General features: G+C 71.4%; 13 protein-coding genes. 8 read left to right on the top strand and 5 right to left on the bottom strand.

Features of this window, described 5'->3' with window-relative positions:
• Nucleotides 1-5 precede the first annotated feature (5 nt).
• Together JYK02_RS37945 and JYK02_RS37940 are read right to left on the bottom strand one after the other, a co-directional pair.
• The gene (locus JYK02_RS37945; protein ID WP_207057844.1) at nt 6-1,358 is read right to left on the bottom strand and encodes a universal stress protein; all 1,353 of its coding nucleotides are present in this window, start codon (nt 1,356-1,358) and stop codon (nt 6-8) included.
• A 123-nt stretch (nt 1,359-1,481) separates the two neighbouring features.
• Complete coding sequence (locus JYK02_RS37940) at nt 1,482-3,401, bottom strand: bifunctional acetyl-CoA hydrolase/transferase family protein/GNAT family N-acetyltransferase (protein ID WP_242589628.1); 1,920 nt, start codon at nt 3,399-3,401, stop codon at nt 1,482-1,484.
• 140 nt (nt 3,402-3,541) lie between these two features.
• Between JYK02_RS37940 and ppsA the strand changes: the two genes are divergently transcribed.
• Complete coding sequence (gene ppsA, locus JYK02_RS37935; protein ID WP_207057843.1) at nt 3,542-5,899, top strand: phosphoenolpyruvate synthase; 2,358 nt, start codon at nt 3,542-3,544, stop codon at nt 5,897-5,899.
• Nucleotides 5,900-5,907: 8 nt separating this feature from the next.
• Here ppsA and JYK02_RS37930 read toward each other — a convergent pair whose 3' ends face one another.
• Both JYK02_RS37930 and JYK02_RS37925 read right to left on the bottom strand, forming a co-directional pair.
• Complete coding sequence (locus JYK02_RS37930; protein WP_207057842.1) at nt 5,908-8,763, bottom strand: PAS domain S-box protein; 2,856 nt, start codon at nt 8,761-8,763, stop codon at nt 5,908-5,910.
• Nucleotides 8,760-11,279, bottom strand: a complete 2,520-nt coding sequence (locus JYK02_RS37925; RefSeq protein ID WP_207057841.1) for an HAD-IC family P-type ATPase — start codon at nt 11,277-11,279, stop codon at nt 8,760-8,762. Before JYK02_RS37925 ends, JYK02_RS37930 begins: the two co-directional genes overlap by 4 nt.
• Before the next feature lie 203 nt (nt 11,280-11,482).
• Here JYK02_RS37925 and JYK02_RS37920 point away from each other — a divergent pair, with 203 nt between their 5' ends.
• The 7 genes from JYK02_RS37920 to JYK02_RS37890 all read left to right on the top strand — a co-directional run bounded on the left by JYK02_RS37920 (nt 11,483) and on the right by JYK02_RS37890 (nt 19,864).
• Nucleotides 11,483-11,992, top strand: a complete 510-nt coding sequence (locus JYK02_RS37920) for a flavodoxin domain-containing protein (RefSeq protein WP_207057840.1) — start codon at nt 11,483-11,485, stop codon at nt 11,990-11,992.
• 102 nt (nt 11,993-12,094) lie between these two features.
• Nucleotides 12,095-13,390 (top strand): universal stress protein, encoded by a 1,296-nt coding sequence (locus JYK02_RS37915; RefSeq protein ID WP_207057839.1) that lies wholly within the window; start codon nt 12,095-12,097, stop codon nt 13,388-13,390.
• Between the two features lie 18 nt (nt 13,391-13,408).
• On the top strand, nt 13,409-14,464 hold the full coding sequence (locus JYK02_RS37910) for a zinc-binding dehydrogenase (RefSeq protein WP_207057838.1): 1,056 nt from the start codon (nt 13,409-13,411) through the stop codon (nt 14,462-14,464).
• Between the two features lie 697 nt (nt 14,465-15,161).
• Nucleotides 15,162-15,803, top strand: coding sequence for a hypothetical protein (locus JYK02_RS37905; protein ID WP_207057837.1), 642 nt, complete (start codon nt 15,162-15,164; stop codon nt 15,801-15,803).
• A gap of 10 nt (nt 15,804-15,813) precedes the next feature.
• The gene (locus JYK02_RS37900) at nt 15,814-16,284 is read left to right on the top strand and encodes an SMI1/KNR4 family protein (RefSeq protein ID WP_207057836.1); all 471 of its coding nucleotides are present in this window, start codon (nt 15,814-15,816) and stop codon (nt 16,282-16,284) included.
• A gap of 1,437 nt (nt 16,285-17,721) precedes the next feature.
• Entirely contained in the window at nt 17,722-18,969 is a 1,248-nt protein-coding gene (locus tag JYK02_RS37895; protein ID WP_207057835.1) for a hypothetical protein, read from the top strand.
• A gap of 472 nt (nt 18,970-19,441) precedes the next feature.
• The gene (locus tag JYK02_RS37890) at nt 19,442-19,864 is read left to right on the top strand and encodes a hypothetical protein (protein ID WP_207057834.1); all 423 of its coding nucleotides are present in this window, start codon (nt 19,442-19,444) and stop codon (nt 19,862-19,864) included.
• Nucleotides 19,865-19,890: 26 nt separating this feature from the next.
• Here the strand turns inward: JYK02_RS37890 and JYK02_RS37885 are convergent, their stop codons facing one another.
• Nucleotides 19,891-21,870 carry a glycoside hydrolase family 5 protein gene (locus JYK02_RS37885; RefSeq protein WP_207057833.1) on the bottom strand — a complete coding sequence of 660 codons (1,980 nt, stop codon included), beginning with the start codon at nt 21,868-21,870 and terminating at the stop codon, nt 19,891-19,893.
• Nucleotides 21,871-21,922: the final 52 nt, after the last annotated feature.

The raw sequence follows: 21,922 nt of genomic DNA, 5'->3' as shown, positions 1-21,922 counted from the left end.
CACCGTCACGGCAGCGCGAGGTGTTTGACCACCAGCACCGGCCGGCGGCTGCGGGCCACCACCTCCTGGGCCACGGACCCGAGCACCGCGCGGCGCACGCCCGTCCGGCCGTGCGAGCCCAGGCAGAAGATGTCCGCGCCAAACCGCTCCGCCGCCTGGCAGAGCGTCTGCGCGGCGTGGACGCCCGACAGCAGCTCCACCCGGACGGTGATGCCCCGGCGCTCCGCGTCGCCGGGAATCAGGGCCTGGAGCTCGCGGCGCACCTCCTCCTCGTCCCCCATGTCGCCCAGTGTCACCGCGGGCCAGAAGTCCGCGTAGACGACGGGGAGGGGGGACTCGATGACGTGCGTCAGGATGAGCTCCCCGCCCCGGGGCAAAAGCGACAGGGCATGGGGGATGGCCAGGTTCGCCAGCGGCGAGAAGTCCGTGGAGACGAGCACGCGCCGGATGGACGGGATGTCCATGGACACCGGGGCCTCCCGAGGTCCCGCGACCGGCACGCACGCGACCGCCGCCACCGGCGCGGCCTGGAGCGAGGGCAGCGAGACCGAGCCCCGCCGCAGCCGCCGCAGCCCCCGGCGCTGGTGGGTTCCCAGGAGCAGCAGGTCCGCCTTCGCCTCCTGCGCGAGCGTGCCGAGCGGCTCCACGACGCTCCCATAGCCCAGGTCCAGCCGGAGCTCCGCCCGGGGCTCGCCGATGCGCTCGAGGCGCTCGCGCAGGTCGCGCGTCAGGACGGACTCGATGCCCGCCGGCCCCTCGTCCGCGCGGTACAGCCCGAGCCGGCCGTACTCCGTGGCGGGGTTGTAGACGTGCGCGACCGTCAGTTCGACGGGCCCCACCCGGCGCAGCTCCGGAAGCCAGCGCAGCGCGACCTCCGCGCTCCGGGAGAAGTCATCCCCCACGGTGACCCGCAGGGGGCGCTGGCCCTGGCACCACTCGAGGAAGGGCGCGGCCAGGCGGACCATGAGGAACGGACAGTGCGCGGCCTGCGCGACGCGCGCCGGAACACTGCCCAGCCGCCAGCGCTTCTCCGAGCGCCAGCCCAGCGCCGCCGTGACCATCATCCGCGCCTGGAGCTGGTCCGCGTGCGCGACGAGCACCTCGTCCGGCATGCCCATGAGCACCCGCGGCTCCACGGTCAGGCCCTCGCCGCGCAACGCGGCGGCCTCGGCTTCCAGCCGCTGTTCGAGGTCGGTGATGGCGCCGCCGCGCTCGGCCGGCCAGTCACGCCGGAGCATCCCGGGCTCCGCGACGTGCACGAGCGACAACGGCTCGCCCGTCTTCCTCGCGAGGGCGGCCGCGACACGGACCCCTTCCTGGGCATGCTCCGAGAAATCGGTTCCGACGACGATGGCCATGCCCGCCCCCATGCATCCGGGGCCTCGCTCTCCGGGTTCATGCAGGAGGCCCCCAACGAGCGGAACGTTGGGGCCGGGCCTCGCGGGGACAAGGGGCCACGAGGGAGGGGCAGGCGCGGGCCCTCACCCCGGGGCGGGCACCGCGGGGGCCTGCCCGGCCCCGGGAGCGCCGGGCGGCATGGGGAAGAGCAGCTCCAGGTGGTACACGCCGTCCTCGCGGCGGCTGCGCACGGGCAGTCCGCTTTCGTGGAAGACGGCCATCATGGACGTGTTCGTCACCAGCACGTCCGCCTGGAAGCCGGGAAGGCCCCGGGCCATGGCGGCCTCGCGGATGCGCCGCATCAGCAGCGTGCCCACGCCCCGGCCCTGCCAGTCGTCCCGCACCACGAAGGCCACGTCCCCCAGCCGCGTGGCGGGGTCCACGAGGTAGTGCACCTCGCCCACCACCTCGTCCGTGTCCGGCGGGCACGCGACCAGGGCCAGGGCGTCCTGGAAGTCCAGGTCCACCAGCCGCTGCATCTCCTCGTGCGGGTACGCCTTGCGGAAACCCATGAAGCGCCGGTAGCCGCTCTCGCTCGACAGGCGGTACAGCAGGTCCTGCAGGGCGCGCTCGTCGGTGACGCGCGCGGGACGGACCACCAGCGCGTCGTGGGACAGCGTGTGCTCCAGCCGCGCCTCCGCCCAGGGATAGCGGGCGCGGGGCACCACCTGGTCCGGCAGCACCCAGCGGCGGGCCTTGGCCGCGGCCATCAACTCCGCCCGGAAGTCCGGGTGGGCGATGGCGACCAGCGCGAGCGCGCGCTCGCGGATGCTCTTGCCCCAGAGGTCCGCGACGCCGAACTCCGTCACCACGAAGTGCACGTCGCCCCGGCTGGTGACGACGCCGGTGTCGGGCGCGAGCGCCCCCTGGATGCGGCTCACCGCTCCGCCCTTCGCCGTGGAGGGCAGCGCGATGATGGCCCGCCCGCCGGCGCTCTGGTTCGCGCCGCGGATGAAGTCCACCTGCCCGCCGATGCCGGAATAGAAGCAGCCGCCCAGCGTGTCCGCCGCCACCTGCCCGGTGAGGTCCACCGCCAGGGCGGCGTTGATGGCGACCATCCGCGCGTTGCGCGCCACCACCGCCGGGGCGTTGGTGTCGTCGCTGGGGCGCATCTCGATGGCGGGGTGGTCATGCGCCCAGGCGTAGAGCCGCTGGCTGCCCATGATGAACGACGTGACCAGCTTGCCCGGCAGCCACGTCTTGCGGCGCCCGGTGATGACGCCCGCCTCCACCAGGTCCATGACCCCGTCGGAGAGCATCTCCGTGTGGAGGCCCAGGTCGTGATGATTCACGAGCGCCGCCAGCACCGCGTCGGGAATCCTGCCGATGCCCGACTGCAGCGTGGCGCCGTCCGGGATGAGCCGGGCGACGTGCTCGCCGATGCCGCGGGACACCGCGTCGGGCGGCTCGGGGTGGACCTCCAGCAGGGGGCGCGCCACCGGCACCAGGTGGTGGATGCGGCGCACGTCCAGGAACGAGTCCCCGTGCGTGCGCGGCATGTCCGGGTTGACCTCCGCGATGACGAGCGAGGCGGCGTCCACCGCGGCGCGCACGATGTCCACGGAGACGCCCAGGCTGACGTAGCCATGGACGTCCGGCGGGCTGACCTGGATGAGCGCCACGTCGATGCGGATCCTCCGGCTCCGGATGAGCTCCGGGATTTCGGAAAGGAACACCGGCATGAAGTCCGCTCTCCCCTCCTGCACGGCCTGGCGCACGTTGGGCCCGATGAAGAAGGCGACGTGGCGGAAGCGCCCGGCCTGCGCGGGCTCCACGTAGGGCGCGGGCCCCAGCGTCAGCAGGTGCACCACCTCGTTGTCCGCCAGGAAGGCACCGCGCTCCACCAGGGCCCGCACCAGCGCCACCGGCTCCGCCGCCCCCGAGCCGATGAGGATGCGCCTTCCCGGCGGGACGTGGACGAGGGCCTCCTCGGCCGTCACCACCCGGTCCGCGTAGCGTTGGGTCCAGTCCTGGAGCGCGTGCATACCCGTCCGGATAAGCATGGTGCGCGGCATCCGCGCACCGGCGGCGGATGAAGCGCCAGCCCCAGGGCCCGCCAGTGCGCGGGGGAAGCGCCGGCCCCAGGTTGGAAGGAGCGCGGACGCACCGGCCCGGAAGCCTTCCGCGCCAGGAGCCCCAGACCATGGACCCGTCCCTTCCCGCAGAGCCCGCTCCCCAGGCACCGCGCCCCCAGCCGGTTCCGCTCCCGTCCATCCTCTATTTCGATGCCCTGTCCCGCGAGGACGTGGCCCAGGCTGGAGGCAAGGGCGCCAACCTGGGAGAGCTGACGCGCGCCGGGCTGCCCGTGCCGCCAGGCTTCGTCATCACCGCAGCCGCCTTCCATCACGCCATGGAGCCCGTGCGCGCCCAGCTGCGAGAGCTGTGGGAGCGCGTGGACCCGGACGACTCCCGGTCGCTCGCGGAGCTCACGCAGTCGCTGCGCGGCCTGGTGCTCCAGGCGCCCCTGCCGGACTGGCTGCACACCGACATCCTCGCAGCCTACCACCGGCTGTGGGAGTGCACCGCCGTCGCGGTGCGCTCGTCCGCCACCGCGGAGGACACGGCCACCACCTCCTTCGCGGGCATGCACGAGTCGTTCACCAACGTGGCGGGCGATGACGCGCTCATCGCACGCGTGCGGGCGTGCTGGGCCTCGGCCTTCGCCCCGCGCGTGGTGGCCTACCGCAAGGCCCAGGGGCTCACGCAGGTGCCGGAGATCGCCGTGGTGGTGCAGGCCATGGTGGACTCGACGCGCTCGGGCGTCCTGTTCACCGTGGACCCGGCCAGCGGCGACCGCGGGCACCTGATCATCGAGGGGGCCTTCGGCCTGGGAGAAGTCGTCGTGGGCGGACAGGTGGAGCCCGACACCTACGTCGTGGACCGCGCGGGGCCCCGCATCCTGGAGGCCCGCGTGGGCGTGAAGGCCTTCCGGCTGGTGCGTGAGGGCGTGGGCCGCGAGCGGCGCGAGGACCTGCCGCCGGACCAAGCCCGCGCGCGGGTGCTCACGGACGTGCAGGTGCTGGAGCTGGCGCGCCTGGGGCTGCGCGTGGAGCGCCACTACGGCGCGCCCCAGGACATCGAGTGGGCGGAACAGGACGGGAGGTTCTACCTGGTCCAGTCGCGTCCGGTGACGACCGCGCTGGAGGGCGCCACGCAAGCCGACACGCCCGCCGCCCCCGTCGCCCCCAGCGATAGGACGCTCGTGTCCGGGCTGGGCGCGTCTCCCGGCACCGTGTCCGGCCGCGTGCGCGTGCTGCGCGACGCCCGGGAGGACTCGCGGCTGGAGGCAGGGGAGATCCTCGTCGCGCCCATGACGTCCCCGGACTGGGTGCCCACGCTGCGGCGCGCGGCGGCGGTCGTCACCGACAGCGGCGGCATGACGTGCCACGCGGCCATCGTCAGTCGGGAGCTGCGCAAGCCCTGCGTGGTGGGCACGCGCACCGCCACGAAGGTCCTGCGCGACGGGGAGGAGGTCACCGTGGACGGCGCCGCCGGCACCGTGCGCGAGGGCCGTGCCCCGGAGGCACCGTCCGGCGTCACGGTGGGCGCGCCGGCCCGGAAGGAGGCCGCGCGCACGGGTGAAGCCGCCGCGCCCGAGGCGCTGGGAACGCGCCTCTACGTGAACCTGGCCCTGCCTGGGCAGGCCGAGGAGGCGGCGGCGCTCCCGGTGGACGGCGTAGGGCTGCTGCGGGCGGAGTTCATGCTCACCGAGGCGCTGGGCGGCGTGCACCCGCGCAAGCTCATCGCGGAGGGCCGCGGCCGCGAATTCGTCGAGCGGATGTCCGGCGCGCTGCTCTCCATCACCCGCGCCTTCCGGGGCCGCCCGGTGGTGTACCGGACCACGGACTTCCGCACGAACGAGTTCCGGGGGCTGGAGGGCGGAAGCGACTTCGAGGCCACCGAGGCCAACCCGATGATTGGCTTTCGCGGCTGCTACCGCTACCTGCGCGAGCCCGAGGTGTTCCAGTTGGAGCTGGAGGTGCTCGCCCGCGTGCGCGAGGAGACCCCCAACCTGCACCTGATGATTCCCTTCGTGCGGACGAAGTGGGAGCTGGAGGCGTGCCTGGAGGCCGTGGACACGAGCGCGCTGGGACGCCAGCGCGGGCTGGAGCGCTGGGTGATGGCGGAGGTGCCCTCCGTCGTCTACCGCATCCCGGAGTACGCGCGGATGGGCATCACCGGCGTGTCCATCGGCTCCAATGACCTCACGCAGCTCATGCTGGGCGTGGATCGGGACTCGGAGCTGTGCGCGGAGCTCTTCGACGAGGAGGACGCGGCGGTGCTGGACGCCATCGTCCGCATCATCCGGGCCAGCCGGGAGGCGGGCATCACGTCGTCGCTCTGCGGCCAGGCTCCGTCCAACCGCCCGGCCTTCGCGGAGCACCTGGTGCGCGCGGGCATCACCTCCCTGTCCGTGGACCCCGGGGCCGTCGCCGCCACCCGGGCGGTCGTCGCGGCGGCGGAGCGGCGGCTGCTGCTGGAGGCCGCGCTGCGCCGGTAGGGCGCGCCTCACGCGTGCGCGCTGGCGTGCGCGTCCGCGGCCTCCGCCACGGGCAGCGTGAAGAAGAACGTGCTCCCCGCGCCGGGCGCGCTCTCCACGCCGACCTGGCCCCCGTGCGCCTCCACCAGCCCCTTCACGATGGCGAGCCCCAGCCCCGCGCCCTCCTTGCGCTTCGGCCCGGCCTGCCAGAAGCGCTCGAAGATGCGCGGCCGGTCCTCCGCCGCGATGCCGGGGCCCGTGTCCGTCACCAGGAAGCGGACCTGGCCCGCCTCCGGCTGGACGCGCAGCAGGACGTGGCCTCCCTCGGGCGTGAACTTGAGCGCGTTGCCCAGGAGGTTGGAGAGGATCTGCGACAGCCGCTCCGGATCCGCCAGGACGCGGGGCACCCCGTCCGGCACGTGGGCCTGGAGCCGTAGCGACCGGGCCTCCGCGAGCCCCCGGTGCTGCTCCAGCGCTTCCTGGATGAGCGACGCCACCTCCAGCGGCTTGCGCTCCACCGGCAGGATGCCCCCGTCCATCCGGGCCACGTCCAGCAGGTCCTGGATGAGCCGGTTCGCCCGCTGGACCGACTTCTGGAGCGTCTCCAGGCGGTGCCGGGCACCATCGCCTTCGGGCAGGTCCTTGCGCAGCATGCTCGCGCTCAGCTGGATGACGTTGAGCGGCGCGCGCAGGTCATGCGCCACGACGCGCAGCACCTCCTCGCGCATGCGGATGGCCTGCTCGGAGCGTTCGTACAGGCGGGCATTGTCGATGGCGAGCGCGGCGCGGCGGGCCAGCTCCTCCGCCTGGGCCAGCTCGCGGGCCCCGTAGCGGCGCCCGGACCCGGAGGTCGCGAGCAGGATGACGCCCAGGTTCCGGTCCCGGCTGCGCAGCGGCACGAGGATGGCCGACCGGGGCTCTAGTGCGCGCAGCTGCTCCAGGTGCCGGGCATCCACCGCGGCCGCCTCGAACACCTCGGGCGGGACCTCTGGCAGCAGCAGGGAGCGTCCCGTGCGCAGCACGGAGGCGGTGACGGGGTCCGGCGGGCGGGGCTCCTGCCCGTACGCCGCACCCAGCGTCCGCAGCCGCTCCGCCATCCACGGGTCCTCGGCCGCGCTCTCCACGTGATGGAGGCGTCCGCCCGCGTCCAGGCAGGCCACCACGCACCAGTCCGCCAGCACCGGTACGGGGAGCCGCGCCACCGTGGCCAGTGTCGTTCGCGACGACAGCGACGCCGCGAGCCGCGGCCCCACGTCCGCCAGGAAGCGCCAGGCCTGCTCCAGCTCCTGACGCTCGGTGATGTCCTGCATCTGCGAGATGAAGTGGAGCGGTCTGCCCTCGGCGTCGCGCACCACCGCGCCCCACAGGAGGATGGCGATGCGCCGGCCGTCCTTGCGCAGGTAGTGCTTCTCCCGCTGGAAGGACGTGAGTTCGCCCCGGCGCATCCTCGCGGCGTTCTCCTGGTCCAGCGCCAGGTCCTCCGGCGCGGTGAGGTCCTGGAAGGACCGGCTGAGCAACTCCTCGCGGGAGTAGCCCACCAGCTCGCAGAGCGCCGCGTTCACGTGGAGGAAGCGTCCGTCCAGGCCCACCAGGGCCATGCCGACGGGAGCGCCCTCGAACGAGGTGCGGAAGCGCGCCTCGCTCAGGCGCAGCTGGTCCTCCGCCTTCCGCCGCTCGCTGATGTCCCGGAGGATGACGGTGAGCAGCAGCGTGCCGTCCACGTCCAGCCTGGAGATGCTGGCCTCCGCGGGGAACCGCTCTCCACCCTTGCGCTGGCCGACGATGGGCAGCCGCTCGCCCATGTGCCGGGACGTCACCGGGCCCCGCATGAAGTGCCGCACGTGCCGCGCATGGATGTCCCGGAGGCTCTCGGGGAGGAGGATGTCCAGCGGCTGTCCCAGGGCCTCGCTCGCGGGATGGCCGAAGATGCGCTCGGCGCTCTCGTTGAACAGGATGATGCGCTGCGAGGCGTCGACGGAGATGATGGCGTCCGCGGCGTGGGTGACGATGCCGCCGAAGCGCGCCTGTGACAGCCGCAGCGACTGCTCGGTCCGCCGCCGGCTCGCGTCCAGGCGTGAGAGGGCGTTCGCGTTCCAGAGGGCCACGGCGAGGAACGCCGCCATCGTGACGAGTACGAAGAGCGTGCTGCCCTCGGTGGTCCCATAGAGCCCCAGCCGCTCTCCCAGGAGCCGGGCCGCGCCCGCCGTGGGCACGACGACCAGGACCGCGAGCAGCAGCCGCCGCGCCGAGTGTCCCCCGAGGTCCTCGCGCAGCAGCGTGCCCATCACGCCCTGCTCGGGGTGGAGGGAGAGCAGCCCCCATGCAAGCAGCAGCAGGGCCAGCGACATGGGAAGCCATGGCGCCCTGGAGACCTCCGGCACGGTGTTCAGGGGAGGCAGGCCGAACCAGTGATGCTGATACAGCCCCCCGAGCAGCTCCCACGCCGCGAGCATCGCGGCGCACGAGGCGAGCCACCGCGCCGGGGACCTTCCCCCCCGCGTGCGCACGTTGAGGCTCCAGAGCGACAGCCCCGTGAGCACCAGGCACAGCCCGCCGCCAACCGACTCCCGGGTGAGCGCCACGCCCCCCATGACCCCGGCCACCGTCGCCAGCCCCCGTCCCGCGGCCCGCCTCCCCGCGTGCGCGTCCCGAGGGTGGAGCAGCCAGAGCGCGCCGCCCGCGAAGATCAGTCCCCCCGCGGACCAGGGCGCCGCACGGTCCGGAGGCCAGGAGGAGGACAGGGCCCACCCGCCCCACAGGAGCACGCCCACCAGGAGCGCGAACGCGCTTGCGACAGGGACGAGCCACGCGACCATCCGCGCGAAGCGGAGTGTCCCCTTCCGGGGAGAGGGGGCGGGCCGGATGACGAGAGGCGGACGCGTCATGAGGACCCCGGGATCATCGCGGGCCGTCCGGGCCGCCACGACGGCGCCCGGGACAGGCCATCCCGCGCCCCTGGCCACGCGAGCAGCAGGGGCACCAGCGCGGCGGCGACGGCGACCATGACCCGGACGCCGTCCCGGGCATGGAGCGGATGCAGGCCCACGAGCGCGGCCAGCGCGGGCACCTGGATGAGCAGCGCGGAGAGGCCCAGCGTCAGGGCACAGACCCACCGCGCGGTGCGCGTCCGGAGCCGGGTGAGGACGGCCGCGAACACAGCGCTCGCGAGCGTGAGCGAGGCCATCGCCACCGCCCGTGCGCGCTCGACGTCCTGTCCCTCCGCCAGGCACCGCGCGTAGGCCCAGACGAGCCCGCATGCCATCAGCCCGCCCACGCCCGTGAGCAGGAGCCACTCGCGCCAGGAGAAGAAGCGCGCCGCGGGCCTGACGCTCACGCGGGTGAGGCGCCCGGGCCGCGCGGCCGCCTGGAAGGCCAGCATCGCGGTGGGATGGATGATGAGCTCCAGCCACACGATGTGGATGGGCAGGTACAGCAGCGGCTGTCCCCAGAGCGGCAGCAGCGCCGCCGTGCCGACCAGCGGGATGTGGACGAGCAGCAGGTAGAGAAAGCAGCGCTGGAGGTTGGAGAAGAGCTGCCGGCCCTCCGCGATGGCGCGGACCAGCGTGCCGAAGTCGTCGTTCAGCAGGACGATGGAGGACGCCTCGCGAGCGCTGCGCGTCCCCCGCTCCCCCATGGCGATGCCCACGTCCGCGGCCTGGAGCGCCGGCACGTCGTTCACCCCGTCCCCCGTGGCGGCCACCACCTCGCCCTGTCTCCGCAGCGCCTTCACCAGCGCGTACTTCTGCGCGGGTAGCGCGCGCGCCACCACGTCCACGGGGGGCACCGTGCCGGTGTCCGCCAGCCGTGCCTCCAGGGCCGCGCCCGTGAGCACCTGTGGATTTTCGCCCCCCAGCCCCAACCGCCGGGCGACCGCGAGCGCCGTCCGGGGATGGTCCCCCGTCACCATCACCGTGCGCAGCCCCGCGTCGCGGCACTCCCGCACCGCCGCCTCCACGCCCGCGCGCACCGGGTCCTCGCAGGCCACGAGCCCCACGAAGTCCAGGCCCTGCTGGGGCTCGCCGCCATGCCAGTGCGCCGCGTCCAGCGTCCGGCGGGCGCAGGCGATGACCTTGTGGCCCTCGCGCGCGAGCGCGTCCACACGCAGCGCCCACTCCCGCGCGGCGTCCGGGGAAAGCGCGCACAGCTCCAGCACCCGCTCGGGCGCGCCCTTCACCGCGGCGAGCAGCGTCCCCGGCCCCTGGCGCACCACGGCGGTCTCGCGCTGGCGCTCCTCGGTGAACGGGAAGGTGGCTTCACGGGCGGGGCCGGGCAGCCCCGGCAGCTCGCGTGCCCCCGCTTCCAGCAGCGCCACGTCCAGGGGGTCCTTCCCCTCCTCTCGCGACGCCAGCACCGCGGTCCGCAGCAGCGCTTGCGGCGAGGTCCCGGGTGCCGGCAACAGCCGCGTCACCCGCAGGAGCCCTTCGGTCAGCGTGCCCGTCTTGTCCGAGCAGACGCAGCTCACCCGGCCGATGTTCTCCACCGAGACGGACTGCCGCACCAGCGCCTGCCGCCGGGCCAGCCGGTACACGCCCGCGCCCAGGAAGAACGTCAGGGCCACCGGGAACTCCTCGGGCAGCGCCGCCACGCCGAGCGTCGCCGCGCTCAAGAGCGCGTCCAGCCACCCGAAGCCCTGGCGCCAGCGGACCAGTGCCAGCACCGCGCAGAGCGCGCCCGCCACGCCCACCAGCACCGCCACCAGGTGGGCCACCGCGTGCTGCAGCGGCGTGCGGGCCCGGGCCTCCTGCCCCGCCGAGCGGATGATGCTCCCATACAGCGTCTCCGCCCCGGTGAAGACGACGCGCACCCAGGCCGTCCCGGTGAGAAGCCGCGTCCCAGCGAGCCCCCAGTGCACCGTGTCCACCGCGGGCTCGGCGCCGGGCGGGAGGCGCTCCAGCGGCCGCTTGCGCACGGGCAGCGACTCGCCGGTGAGCGGGGACTCCTCGGCCTGCAATCCCTGTCCCCGCACGACCAGGCCATCCGCTGGGAACGGGCTCCCTGCGTCCACGCGCATCAGGTCGCCCGGCACCACGTCGCGCGCCGGCACTTCTGCTTCGACGCCATCGCGCAGCACCGTGGCGCGCTCGGCCAGGCGGCCGCGCAGGCCTTCGGTGGAGGCCTGGGTCCGGTGATGAAGGAAGACATCCATGCCGAGCAGCGGGACGAGGGCCAGCAACATCACCACGCCCTCCACGTGCTCCCCCAGGGCGAAGTACAGGGCGCTGGTGCCCACGAGGAACCAGAGCATCGGGTCGCGCGCGGCGTCGCGCAGGCTCTGGGCGGGCGGGTGGAGCGACGGGCCCCGCACGTCGTTGAGGCCGTGACGCGCGCGACGCGCCAGCACCGCTTCCGCCCCCAGGCCGCGTGCGTCTTCCCAGCCCGGAGGCAGGCGATTGACTGGCACAAGGACTCTCATGACGCCCCCGGAAGAAGCTGGGGTCCTGCACGGGCGTCGGCAATGCACCCGGCCCCCGAGAGCCTGTCCGGACGCGAGTGCTCCCGGCACATGGGCTCGCGCCGCCGGGAGGGGCGCCCGGCCGGGGGCCTCTTGCGAACGCCGTCCGGCCGCTCCACGCATGACGGAGGACTTCGCCCGGGAGGGCGCGGATGCGGATCCTCATCACCTACGGGAGCAAGCTGGGCGGGACCCGGGAGATCGCCGGTCAGCTCGCCAGCGGCCTGCGCGCCGCGGGTTTGGACGCGCGGGCGCTCCCCCCGGAGGAGGTCGACGACGTGCGGGCCTACGACGCCGTCATCGTCGGAGGCGGGCTCTACGCCGGCCGCTGGCACCGGCGGGCCCGACGCTTCGTGCACCGGCACGTGCAGGCCCTGCGCGAGCGGCCCGTGTGGTTCTTCTCCAGCGGCCCGCTCGACGACTCGGCGTCCCGGGGGAACGTGCCGCCCACGACCCAGGTCCGGGCCCTCATGGAGCAGGTGGGCGCGCGGGGGCACGTGACCTTCGGAGGAAGGCTGGAGCCCGACGCCCGGGGCTTCATTGCCCGCGCCATGGCGCGCGAGCACGCGGGGGACTGGCGGGATCCGGAGCACGTCACCCGGTGGGCGCACAGCGTGGCCCTGGAGCTGAGGGACGCCGCGTTCCTGGAAGCGCCGCGATGACGACGCGGGCCACCGGGCATGCGCCGCGCCCGCCGCCCCTTCCGGGTGCCTGCCGCGCGTTCGCGATGCCTAGCGTTGCGGAGGGGCTGACAAGGAGAGGCCATGACCATCGCCTGCGCGACCAACTTCTCGGACACCGCCCGGCACGCGTGTGACACGGCGGCGCTCCTGGCCCGGCGGATGAACGTCCCGCTGTGCCTGGTGCACGTGCTCACCGGGAACCTGGTGCGGACCTTCGGGGACTCCATCTGCGAAACCGCCCGGACCACGCTGCGGGACGAGCGCGACCGGTTGCGCTCCACCGGCGCCCAGGTGGACTCCGTGCTCCTCACGGGCGAGCCCGAGGAGGCGCTGCGGGAGCTGGTGGAGCAGCGCGGCATCCAGTGGGTGGTGGCCGGCGCACCGCGCGTGGACACGCCCTTCCGGGGCCTGGGGGGCACGGGCGACCGGATGGCGCAGCGGCTGGAGGTTCCCTTCCTGGTGGTTCGCGAGGGCACGGGGCTGGACGCGTGGGCGCGAGGAGAGCGCCCCCTGCGGGTCATGCTGGGCGTGGACCGATCCAGACCCTTCGAGGTCGCCCGGGAATGGGTGAAGGCGTTCGCGGCGCTCGGGCCCCTGGAGGTGGTGGGGGGCCGCGTCGTCTGGGTGGGCACCGAGGCGGAGCGGCTGGGGCTCGCGCATCCGCACAGCTACAAGGACATCTCCCCGGAGCTGCGGGAGGCGCTGGAGCACGAGTCGGACTCGCTGCTGGAGCCCCTGCGCGCCGCGGGCCTGCGGGTGCGGTCGCGGCTGGAGCCGGGGCTGGGCCGCATCGCGGACCACCTCATCGCCCTCGCGACGGAAGAGCAGGTGGACCTGCTGGTAGTGGGCACCCATCAGCGCAGGGCGATCGCGAAGCTGTGGAGCGTGTCCCAGTCCGCCCGTCGCCTGGCACCCATGTCGGTGGTGAGCGTGCCGGTGCGCGCGGGCGAGCAGGGGCTGGAGGAGGAGCCGCCCCGGGTGCGGACGGTGCTCGCGACCACGGACTTCGGCGAGGCCGGCGACCGCGCCATCGCCTACGCCTTCGCCATCACGCCCCCGGGCGGCACCGTGCACCTGCTGCACGTGGAGCCCTCGGAGGCGACGCCCGAGGAGCTCCAGGCGGCGCGGCATCAACTGGAGCTGCGCGTGCCGACCCCGGAGCATGACGGGCGTCACAAGGTGGAGCTGTCGGTGCTCAAGGGCGATGACGTCGCGGGGGTCATCACCCAGGCGGCGGAGCGCCACTGCGCGGACCTGGTGTGCCTGGGCACGCACGGCCGCACGGGGGTGAGCCGCATGGTGCTGGGCTCGGTGGCGCAGCAGGTGATGGCCCGCAGCGACCGGCCCGCGGTCACGGTGCGCATGCCGCGCGCCTGAAGACAGACGAGGTGACACATGAAGGCGACCGTGTTCCGGGGCCCCCAGAAGGTGGGCGTGGAGGACGTGGAGAAGCCGAAGGCGGGCGCGGGCGAGGCCGTCGTCCGGGTGACGCTCACCACCATCTGCGGCACCGACGTGCACATCCTGCGCGGCGAATATCCGGTCCAGCCGGGCCTCACGGTGGGCCATGAGATGGTGGGCGTCATCGACGAACTGGGGCCGGGCGTGACGGGCTACCAGGTGGGCCAGCGCGTGCTGGTGGGCGCCATCACGCCATGCGGCCAGTGCCGGGGCTGCCTCTCCGGACACACGTCGCAGTGCGGCCACGGCGAGGGCCTGCAGGCCATGGGCGGCTGGCGGCTGGGCAACACGATGAACGGCGTGCAGGCGGAGTACGTGCGCGTGCCCTTCGCGCAGGCGAACCTGGCCCCCATTCCGGACGAGCTGCTGGACGAACAGGTGCTGCTGCTGGCGGACATCGCGTCCACCGGCTTCAGCGGCGCGGAGTCCGGCGGCGTGAAGCTGGGAGACGCGGTGGTGGTGTTCGCGCAGGGGCCCATCGGCCTGTGCGCCACCGTGGGGGCGCGGCTCATGGGCGCGTCGCTGGTGATTGGCGTGGACGGGGACGAAACGCGCCTGGCCATGGCGCGCAAGCTGGGCGCGGACGTGGTGTTGGACTTCCGCAACCAGGACGTGGTGGCGGAGGTGAAGCGGCTCACCGGCGGTGGCGTGGACGTGGCCATTGAAGCGCTGGGCACGCAGCAGACCTTCGAGAGCGCGCTGCGCACGCTCAACCCCGGCGGCACGCTGTCCAGCCTGGGCGTGTACTCCGGCAAGCTCCAGCTGCCCTACGACGCCTTCGCCGCGGGGCTGGGGGACCACCGCATCGTCACCACGCTGTGCCCGGGCGGCAAGGAGCGCATGCGGCGCCTCATGGCGCTGGTGAAGGCGAAGCGCGTGGACCTGACGCCGCTGTTCACCCACCGCTTCGCGCTCAAGGACATCCGCGACGCGTATGAGCTGTTCAGCCAGCGCAAGGACGGCGTGCTCAAGGTCGCCATCCGGCCTTGAGCACGCCGGGGGTGGCTACCGGGGCGCGAAGGTGCCTTCGGAAAGGGCCCCCCTGGCCGCCCCGTTACTGCTGGCGAGCTGCGCTTCGCCCAGTTGGAAGGAGGTCGGAACCAGGAGCGGGTAGCCGTCCGCGTCCGCGCCGACGGTGAGCATTTGCAGACGCAGGTCGAGCCCCGCGCCTGGCTCCGGCGCTGGGGCCACCGCAGCAGGCGCTCTGGGAGTCACTCTCGGCTGAGGGTCGCACCCTCTCGAGCAGCTCGCGGCAACCGGTCGCCCGCGCAAGGCAGTGGTGCGCCTGAAGCGCGACGTGCAGGCCTCCTTGGGGGCCTCCTTCACCGTCCAGGGAATGTCGCAAGGCCCTCCTGGCCCACCACCTCCCCCGGCCTTCGCCCGCAACAGGGCTCCCATGCCGCCTATGCTCTCCCGTAGGGCGGGTCGGTGAGCAGTACGTCGACGGATTCAGACTGGAGTCCGGCCAGGGCGTCGCGGCAGTCAGCGTGGACCAGGGTGATGGTGTCGGTCTGGAAGTAGGGCTTCACTCTGGGGGCCTCGTCGGGGACGTGGCGCGGGGTCGCACCACGCGCGCGTGTGGTGCGTGCCGAATGCCGACGCGTCGGGGCCGCGCGTCCTACCCAACAGGGCCGCCGCACGCCCACGACTTCACTTGCTGCTTTCGCCGTGTTGTCATGGATTGCCCATGACGGACCCTTTCCTTCCGCGCTGTATCGCGAGCGCAGCCGCGCTCCTCGCCCTCGTCGGCTGCGGTTCGGCCACCGTCGGCGGAGGCGGAAGCCCGGCGCGCGCGAAGTGGGTCGGGTCCGTCGTCAGGACGCCGGACGGCGGGCAGGTCCGGACGACCATCTACTACGGCCCCTGGCAGTGCAGCGCCGCGTTCTTGTCGCGCTGCGAGTCGAAGTGCGCGGCGCAGGGCTACCCGCTCATGGGCTGCATGTGGCTCGCCGACATCAAGGGCGACTGGCAGGGTCGCTTCCTGTTCATGCCCGCCGAGGCCGGCGGACGCCTCGCCATCACGCACTGCTGTTGCGACTACCCGACAGTCGTCAACCCAGAGAGCCTGCGGAAGGTGTGGTCACGCTCACGCCTTCGCTTCCGTGAGGAGTGGGCGGAGGAGCTTGGCACCTGGCCGAACACAGCGGGACGCGCGTGGCCCGGGCACCACATTCGCGACTTCCTCCACGGAGGAGATCCAACGGCGCCGGGGAATATCCTCCCTGTTCCCGACGACGTGCACACCACCATCAACGCCGAGTACCCGGCCTGCTACGCGCCTGGAGGGAAGTGGCTGGCGCCCGGCCCTGAGCGCCCGTACGCGGATTGAGCGAACAGCCATGCCCACGACGATGCAGCGCCTTCTGGCAGAGATTACCCAGCACCACTTCCCACGCCGGCCCGCGAGGCCGGCGCAGATCGCGGCGTTTGAAGAGCGCGTGGGCTGGAAGCTCGATGAGGATCTCCGCGCCTTCTACCTGCACTGCGATGGAGCCGCGCTCTTCAAGCCCTGGCCAGACACCAACTTCTGGATCCTCCCCCTTGATCAAGTGCGCCGCGGACGGGTGGTCATCCAAGGACGAGACGAGGATGCCAACGGGCCACCAGATTGGTACGCGCTTGTGGACCTTCAGGATACGGACTTCGTCTTGGTGGACGTTTCCCAGGGCCAGGGCCCCTACCCCATGCGCGACGGTTACCACGGAACGTTTCCGGATCTCACCTATACGAAGATCATCGCGAGGTCGTTCGGGGAGTTCCTGGAGAAGGCCCTGGCTAGCGGCGATGAGCTCTTCTGGCTGGCCGATTGATTGAGAGCATCCGTAGTGGCGGCATGAAACTTCTGACTGCCCTCGCCGTCCTCCTCGTTGCTCCAGCCGCCTTTGCTCAGTCCTCTGTGAGGCAGGAAGCGCGGCCCAGTGCCAGGATGGTCGGACGGTGCGGCCGAACAGCGTCCACGTGTCCGACAGCAAAGACCCCGAAGCCCCAACCTGTGAGTGCGTCAAGTCGAGTGGTTCGAAGAAGTAGATGAACCACAGCGAAGCGGCCCGTCCCAGTTCCCCGGGGCGGGCCGCATTACTTCAAACCGAACGTGTACCGGATGCCCGCGCCAGCCATCCGCTCACGCGGGTTCCCCGCAGCGGCAGCGTCGGGCGAGGAGGAGGCACCCTCCGCAGGGGCGGCAACCGTAGGCAGTTTCGGGAGGCGTCAGCGCGCTCCGAGGCTGGACTGGGCCGGGTTGCCGTGCAGGACGTTCGCAGGAGATGTCTTCTCGTGCCCAAGGTGCGGAGGCCCGCGACGGGTGCTGGCATACCTGACGCAGGGCGCCGTCATCCGGCGCCTTCTCCATCACCTTCAGCTGCCCGAGCAGCCGCCGCGCCTGGCTCCGGCGCAAGGCATTGGTGCGCCTGGAGCGCGACGTGCAGGCCTCCTTCACCGTCCAGGGCATGTCGCAAGGCCCCCCTGGTCCACCACCTCCCCCGGCCCTCGCCCGCAAAGGGCTCCCATGCCGCCGATGCGCCATCTTCAAAGCCATCCGCGCACGTGGACCAGTTCACCGTGGAGACGACGACATGACCTTTGCGCTCCAACCCATCAAGGATGCGTGTGTCGCCGCAGTTCGTGAGCACTCAGGGTGGACGGTCGCGCTTGGGCCGGGGCGCGGCTCGCGAACGTCCTTCCAATGGGCGATTCCTCTCGTCAGCCAACTCAACCCCTCACCGGAAGTGCGGGCGATGAAGCGCACAGGCTGAACCTCTCACGACAACTGCCTTGACGCTCACCGTGTTGAGTCATCAACGGAAGTGCCATTGCCATTATGCGTTGCCTCGTCTCCTGCCGGAAGCTGAGGCCTCTCCTCGGCGTGGCCTCCAGGATTCATGGCAAGCACTCGGAGCGCTGACATGAAGCAACAGGCAAGTGTGGGCACCACGCGGATTCTGGAGCCTTCGCCTCTCTTGAAGGGGGGCCTCGCGCTCCTTCGTTGCCAGGGGCCGGTCCTGTGCCTTCTGCTGTTCCTCTCAGGCTGCATTCACTGTCCAAAGCCACGAACCATCCGACCTACCCACCTCTGCGATGTGCAGGGCTCAGGCGCCTCGTATTGCGTCCCCACGGCAGAATTCATTGACGCATTTCGGGATGCCCCCACGCGCCGCGATCTAGAGGAGCTACTCGACAACCTCGCGGTCCCCGCAAGTGACCTGGCCGAACTTCTACCGCTCATCTCCATCAAGTGTGGACCCAACTTCTTGGGCGTCCGTTCCATTGGTGTAAGAGACAACCCCGAGACCGTCGCGATGCAGATATGCGACGAGATGCTGGATGATGTCATTGACAATAAGTTTACCCCGCCACAGCCGGGCGGCGGCGTTCCGGCCCCTATAGACATCCCCCCCTATTCGGACGTGGTCGCCGCCATCAAGCACCAGATGGATGTTTGGATCTCCAGCTGCGGTGCCTCGGGTCCTGGATCCACCGTCGCTATCGGCTGGGGGCCGGTGCTCACCCAAATCTTTGATTTGGCGAAGAACGTCTTTTCGAACTGGATCTATGACTACCTGAAAGAGGACAAATCCCCCGGCGAGACTCGGCCCGGGCCCGACACCGACACTCCCGGCCACTGGGAAGCACCTGTCCGAGAATACTCTTTCGCGTATAAAGGCACGATCACCAGCGTAAAGCAGACCGGTAGCGAAGACGTTTCGTTCATCGTCAACGCCAACGGCTCCACGACAAAAGTCCAGGTGAGCCGGAGCGAGGAAACAAGAACCATTACAGACACGAAAACTGGTGAGAAAACTTCCAAGACCACTGGCATTGAGGTCAAGACCGTCACCCCGCCCGATGGGAGCAAAACTGTTACGACGACGACAACTGACAGGACTATCGACGCCTCGGGAAAGGTCACTGAAAAAGGGAACATCCAGACAGAGAAATTCGCCGCAGATGGGTCGCTGATTTCCTTTGAGGTCTCGCCTCGAACGCCGACGTTATCTCCCCGGGTTGGCGGCGACTGCCGTGATGGGGGAGGCGTATGCAGTTCGTCTTGCAGCCAAATTCGAGGGTGGTGGGAGCTTTTCAGCCAGGCTTGTGATGCCGCGCACTGGGAGTCGTATCCGTGCAAAGCATATATTGCAGCTCAAAATCCGTTGTGCCTCGACCCCGCCATCATGATGCCCGATCCAGCAGGGGATTATGTTTGCGGCGGCGGCCTTTCGGATGAGGAGACTCGGGAGGCACAAGTGGCTGCCTGTGCTCTGCGCGGGGGGCTGATGTTGTTTGTGGAGGGACACGATGTCTGCAGAATGCGGCAAGCCCGCCCACCGCGGGAGGAGGGACCTTATCCAGGAGTCTGCAACAGCCCCTACGCCTACATGAGTCCAGACTCTTGCATCCTAGACGTCCCCATTGAGCCAAAAGAGATACCTTGGCCCGTGGACCTGCCACGGCCTCGCCCCGGCAACCCATTCCCAATCGACGTGCCCAAACGCGACTGAGTTCGTCAGGCGGTGAATGTCAATGAGGATGACGTCGGGTTCAGCACTGTCGTGGTGCTGCGATTACGGCAGCCCTCGTCAGCGGACCGCGGGGCGCGGGCGAGTGGCCCAGCGCGAGCAGGGCGCCCACCACCGAGCCCGCCGAGGTGCCGAGGAGGAAGTCCGCGCCCGAGACGTCGGCCCCGCGCTCGGCCAGCCCGGCCAGCAGCCCCGACTCCCAGGCCAGTTCCCGAGGTCCACCGTGGACCGGCCGCGACTGCATACCGCCGGGGCGCCCGCGTCGACACGTCGGTCGACACACGTCGACGTGACGAAAGTCCGTCGGCCCGGCATCCCTCCGAGCGAGTTCCCTCGGAAGACGGGGCCGCGAGGCGCGGCATGGGCGTTGCTCTACGTCCGGGAGCACGCGGCGGCGGGGCACTCCGCTCCGTCCCGCGCGAGCACCTCCCCCTCACCTCCCCAGGAGCCCGTCATGCCTGTCCCGGCCAACCCCACCCTGCCGACGTCCAACCCGAACTCGCTGTACACCACCATCGTCAACACGACGCCCAACACGCTGAACGTCGTCATCAGCACGCCCGACTCCACCCAACTCCTGTCGCTCTCCAACAACGGCGTGCTCGGGCCCGCGGGCTCCGCGACGGACACGGTCACCGTGATGTCCCAGTACTACGGCGACAACACCGTCAACATCGGCCTGTTCGACCCCAACTACTCGGAGAGCGCCTCCGTCGCGTCGTTCTTCGCGCACCAGCATGACGAGACCGGCTACCGGAACCCCGTGCCCTGGGCCGACACCTTCAACTTCGTGGATGGCTACTACTTCGTGGGCCAGCCGTCGGCGCAGCAAGGTCAGCTCAAGGTGACCCTCGGCCGCAACAGCACCGCGAAGTAGCGGCCCGCAGCGTCCTCGGAGGGGCGTCAGGGATTGCCGGGGTGCGCCTCGAGCACCGGGGCCTGGGACAGCGGCACGAAGGTGGGCGTGAGCTGGTAGGCGGCGTTGACGTTGAGGTCCGGCAGCCGCTCCCAGGTGCCCGTCACCCACATCGTCGCGCCCATGCCGACCGTGTCGAGGAAGCGCAGGAACTCCTCGCCGTCCGCGTTCCAGGCCGCGGCGTCGCCCGGCTGGGTGGCGGAGTTGGGCCAGCCGTACTCGCCGATGAAGCCCTGCGTGCCCTGCGCGGCCACCCAGTCCGTGAACTTCTTCACCCGCGCGATGCTCAGCTGGCCCACCGTCGCGTAGCCCAGGCTCTTCGCGTGGGTGAGCTCCACGGCGTGGGAAGCGTCGTACTTGCCGCCGCCGTTGTAGGCGTCATCGAAGTAGATGTGCGCGTGATACATGATGTTGTTCATCGGGTCGGACACCCACTTCTGGGGATGGTTCTCCGGCCAGCGCTCCGCGGAGCTGTAGGAGTAGCCCTCCACCATCAGCAGCTTGCCGTCCCCCGCGTCGCGCAGGGCGGACACCGCGGCCTGCGAGTACTTCTCCCAGACCCGCGCGGGCCACGCCTCGCCGGACTGCGTGCCCTGGGCCACGTGGTCCACGTAGAAGACGAACGGCGCACTACCGTCGTTGCCGTCCACGATGAACTCCACGGACACGCCCTGGTTGTTCGTCCACGCGTCCGCCGGGGGCTTGAAGTACACGCGTGTGTCCACGCCCTGGGTCACCGCGAAGGGCTCGCCGTAGCGGGTCTTGTAGGCGCTGTCGATCATCACCATGCGCGCCCGCACGGCCGAGCCGGGCGTGGTGGTGGGCACGAAGACCTTCGCCTGGAAGGTGGGGCCGTCGGAGGAGGCGGCTCGCTTCACCGTCGCCACCACCCGGGCGCCCAGCACCACGGTGCTGGCGTTGGCGATGGCGGGAGTGGTGACCTTCAGCGAGCCCTGGTTGTTGCGTACCACGCGGCTCACGGTGGTGTTCGTCGTGTCGCGGCCCACCCAGCCCTCCACGCCGGCCTCGAAGCTCGCGAAGGCGACGGGGTTGGAGAAGGTGCCCTCCACGTACGGCAGGTCGTGGGGCTCGTTCATCAGGTCATAGGCATACACGGCGCTGTACGCCGCCGGGCTGGCCCGGATGGCGGCGGAGATGCGCCGCCAGGCGTCCGCGTACTGCGCCTCCGTCGGAGCGCCCGCGCCGCCGAAGGGCCGCTGCACGCCGCCGGAGGTGAAGCGCGCGTAGTTGTGCATGTCCACGATGACGCCCAGGCCCGCGGTCTTCGCGTGCTCCAGCGTCTCCATCAGGTAGCCCAGGTAGGCGGTGTTCAGCGCGCCGCCTGGCACCGGCTGGAGGCGCTCCCAGATGAAGGGCACGCGCACGACGGTGTGGCCGCGCGCCTTGAGCTGCTGGAGGGATTCCAGGGACGTCTTCGGGTAGGTGGTGCCGTAGGTGCCCGGCAGCACGCCGCCCGCGTTGCCCAGGTCCATGATGTTGATGCCGCGCACGAAGCGCTTCTCGGGCACGCCGTCGACGTGGAAGGTGTAGTTGGAGACCGTCTTCGCGACGTCCAGGTAGACGACGGTGCCCGAGGCGTTGGTCGCGCGGGTGACCCACGCGTAGTCCCCCGTCACCAGCGTGGCTGGGATGACGTAGCCCCAGGTGTATTGCCTGGACTCGCCCGCCGCGAAGGCCTGCCCCGTCACGGTCTTCGTGTAGACGGCGGACGGGGAGATGATCCCGTCCGCCGAGTACCGCCGCACCTGGAAGGACACGGTGACGCCGGAGACGGCCTCCGGGGACTGCATGGCCAGGGTGAACTGGACCGTCTGGCCCGCGGACACCGTCCGGGGCGCCGTGCTGGCGCCCCGGTTCACGAACGTCAGCGCGCTCGCGGACAGCGGGAGCGCCAGCAACAGCAGTGCGACGGACAGCAGGAAACCGCTTCGTGCCTTCTGAGTCATCCGCGGGCCTTCGTGAGCTGACACCCCAGCGTGTCGGCCCACGTCATAGACC

The sequence above is a fragment of the Corallococcus macrosporus genome, assembly GCF_017302985.1.
Classification (GTDB): domain Bacteria; phylum Myxococcota; class Myxococcia; order Myxococcales; family Myxococcaceae; genus Corallococcus; species Corallococcus macrosporus_A.
The sequence above is the reverse complement of the archived record's forward strand: the minus strand, read 5'-3'. Positions and strand labels throughout refer to the sequence as shown.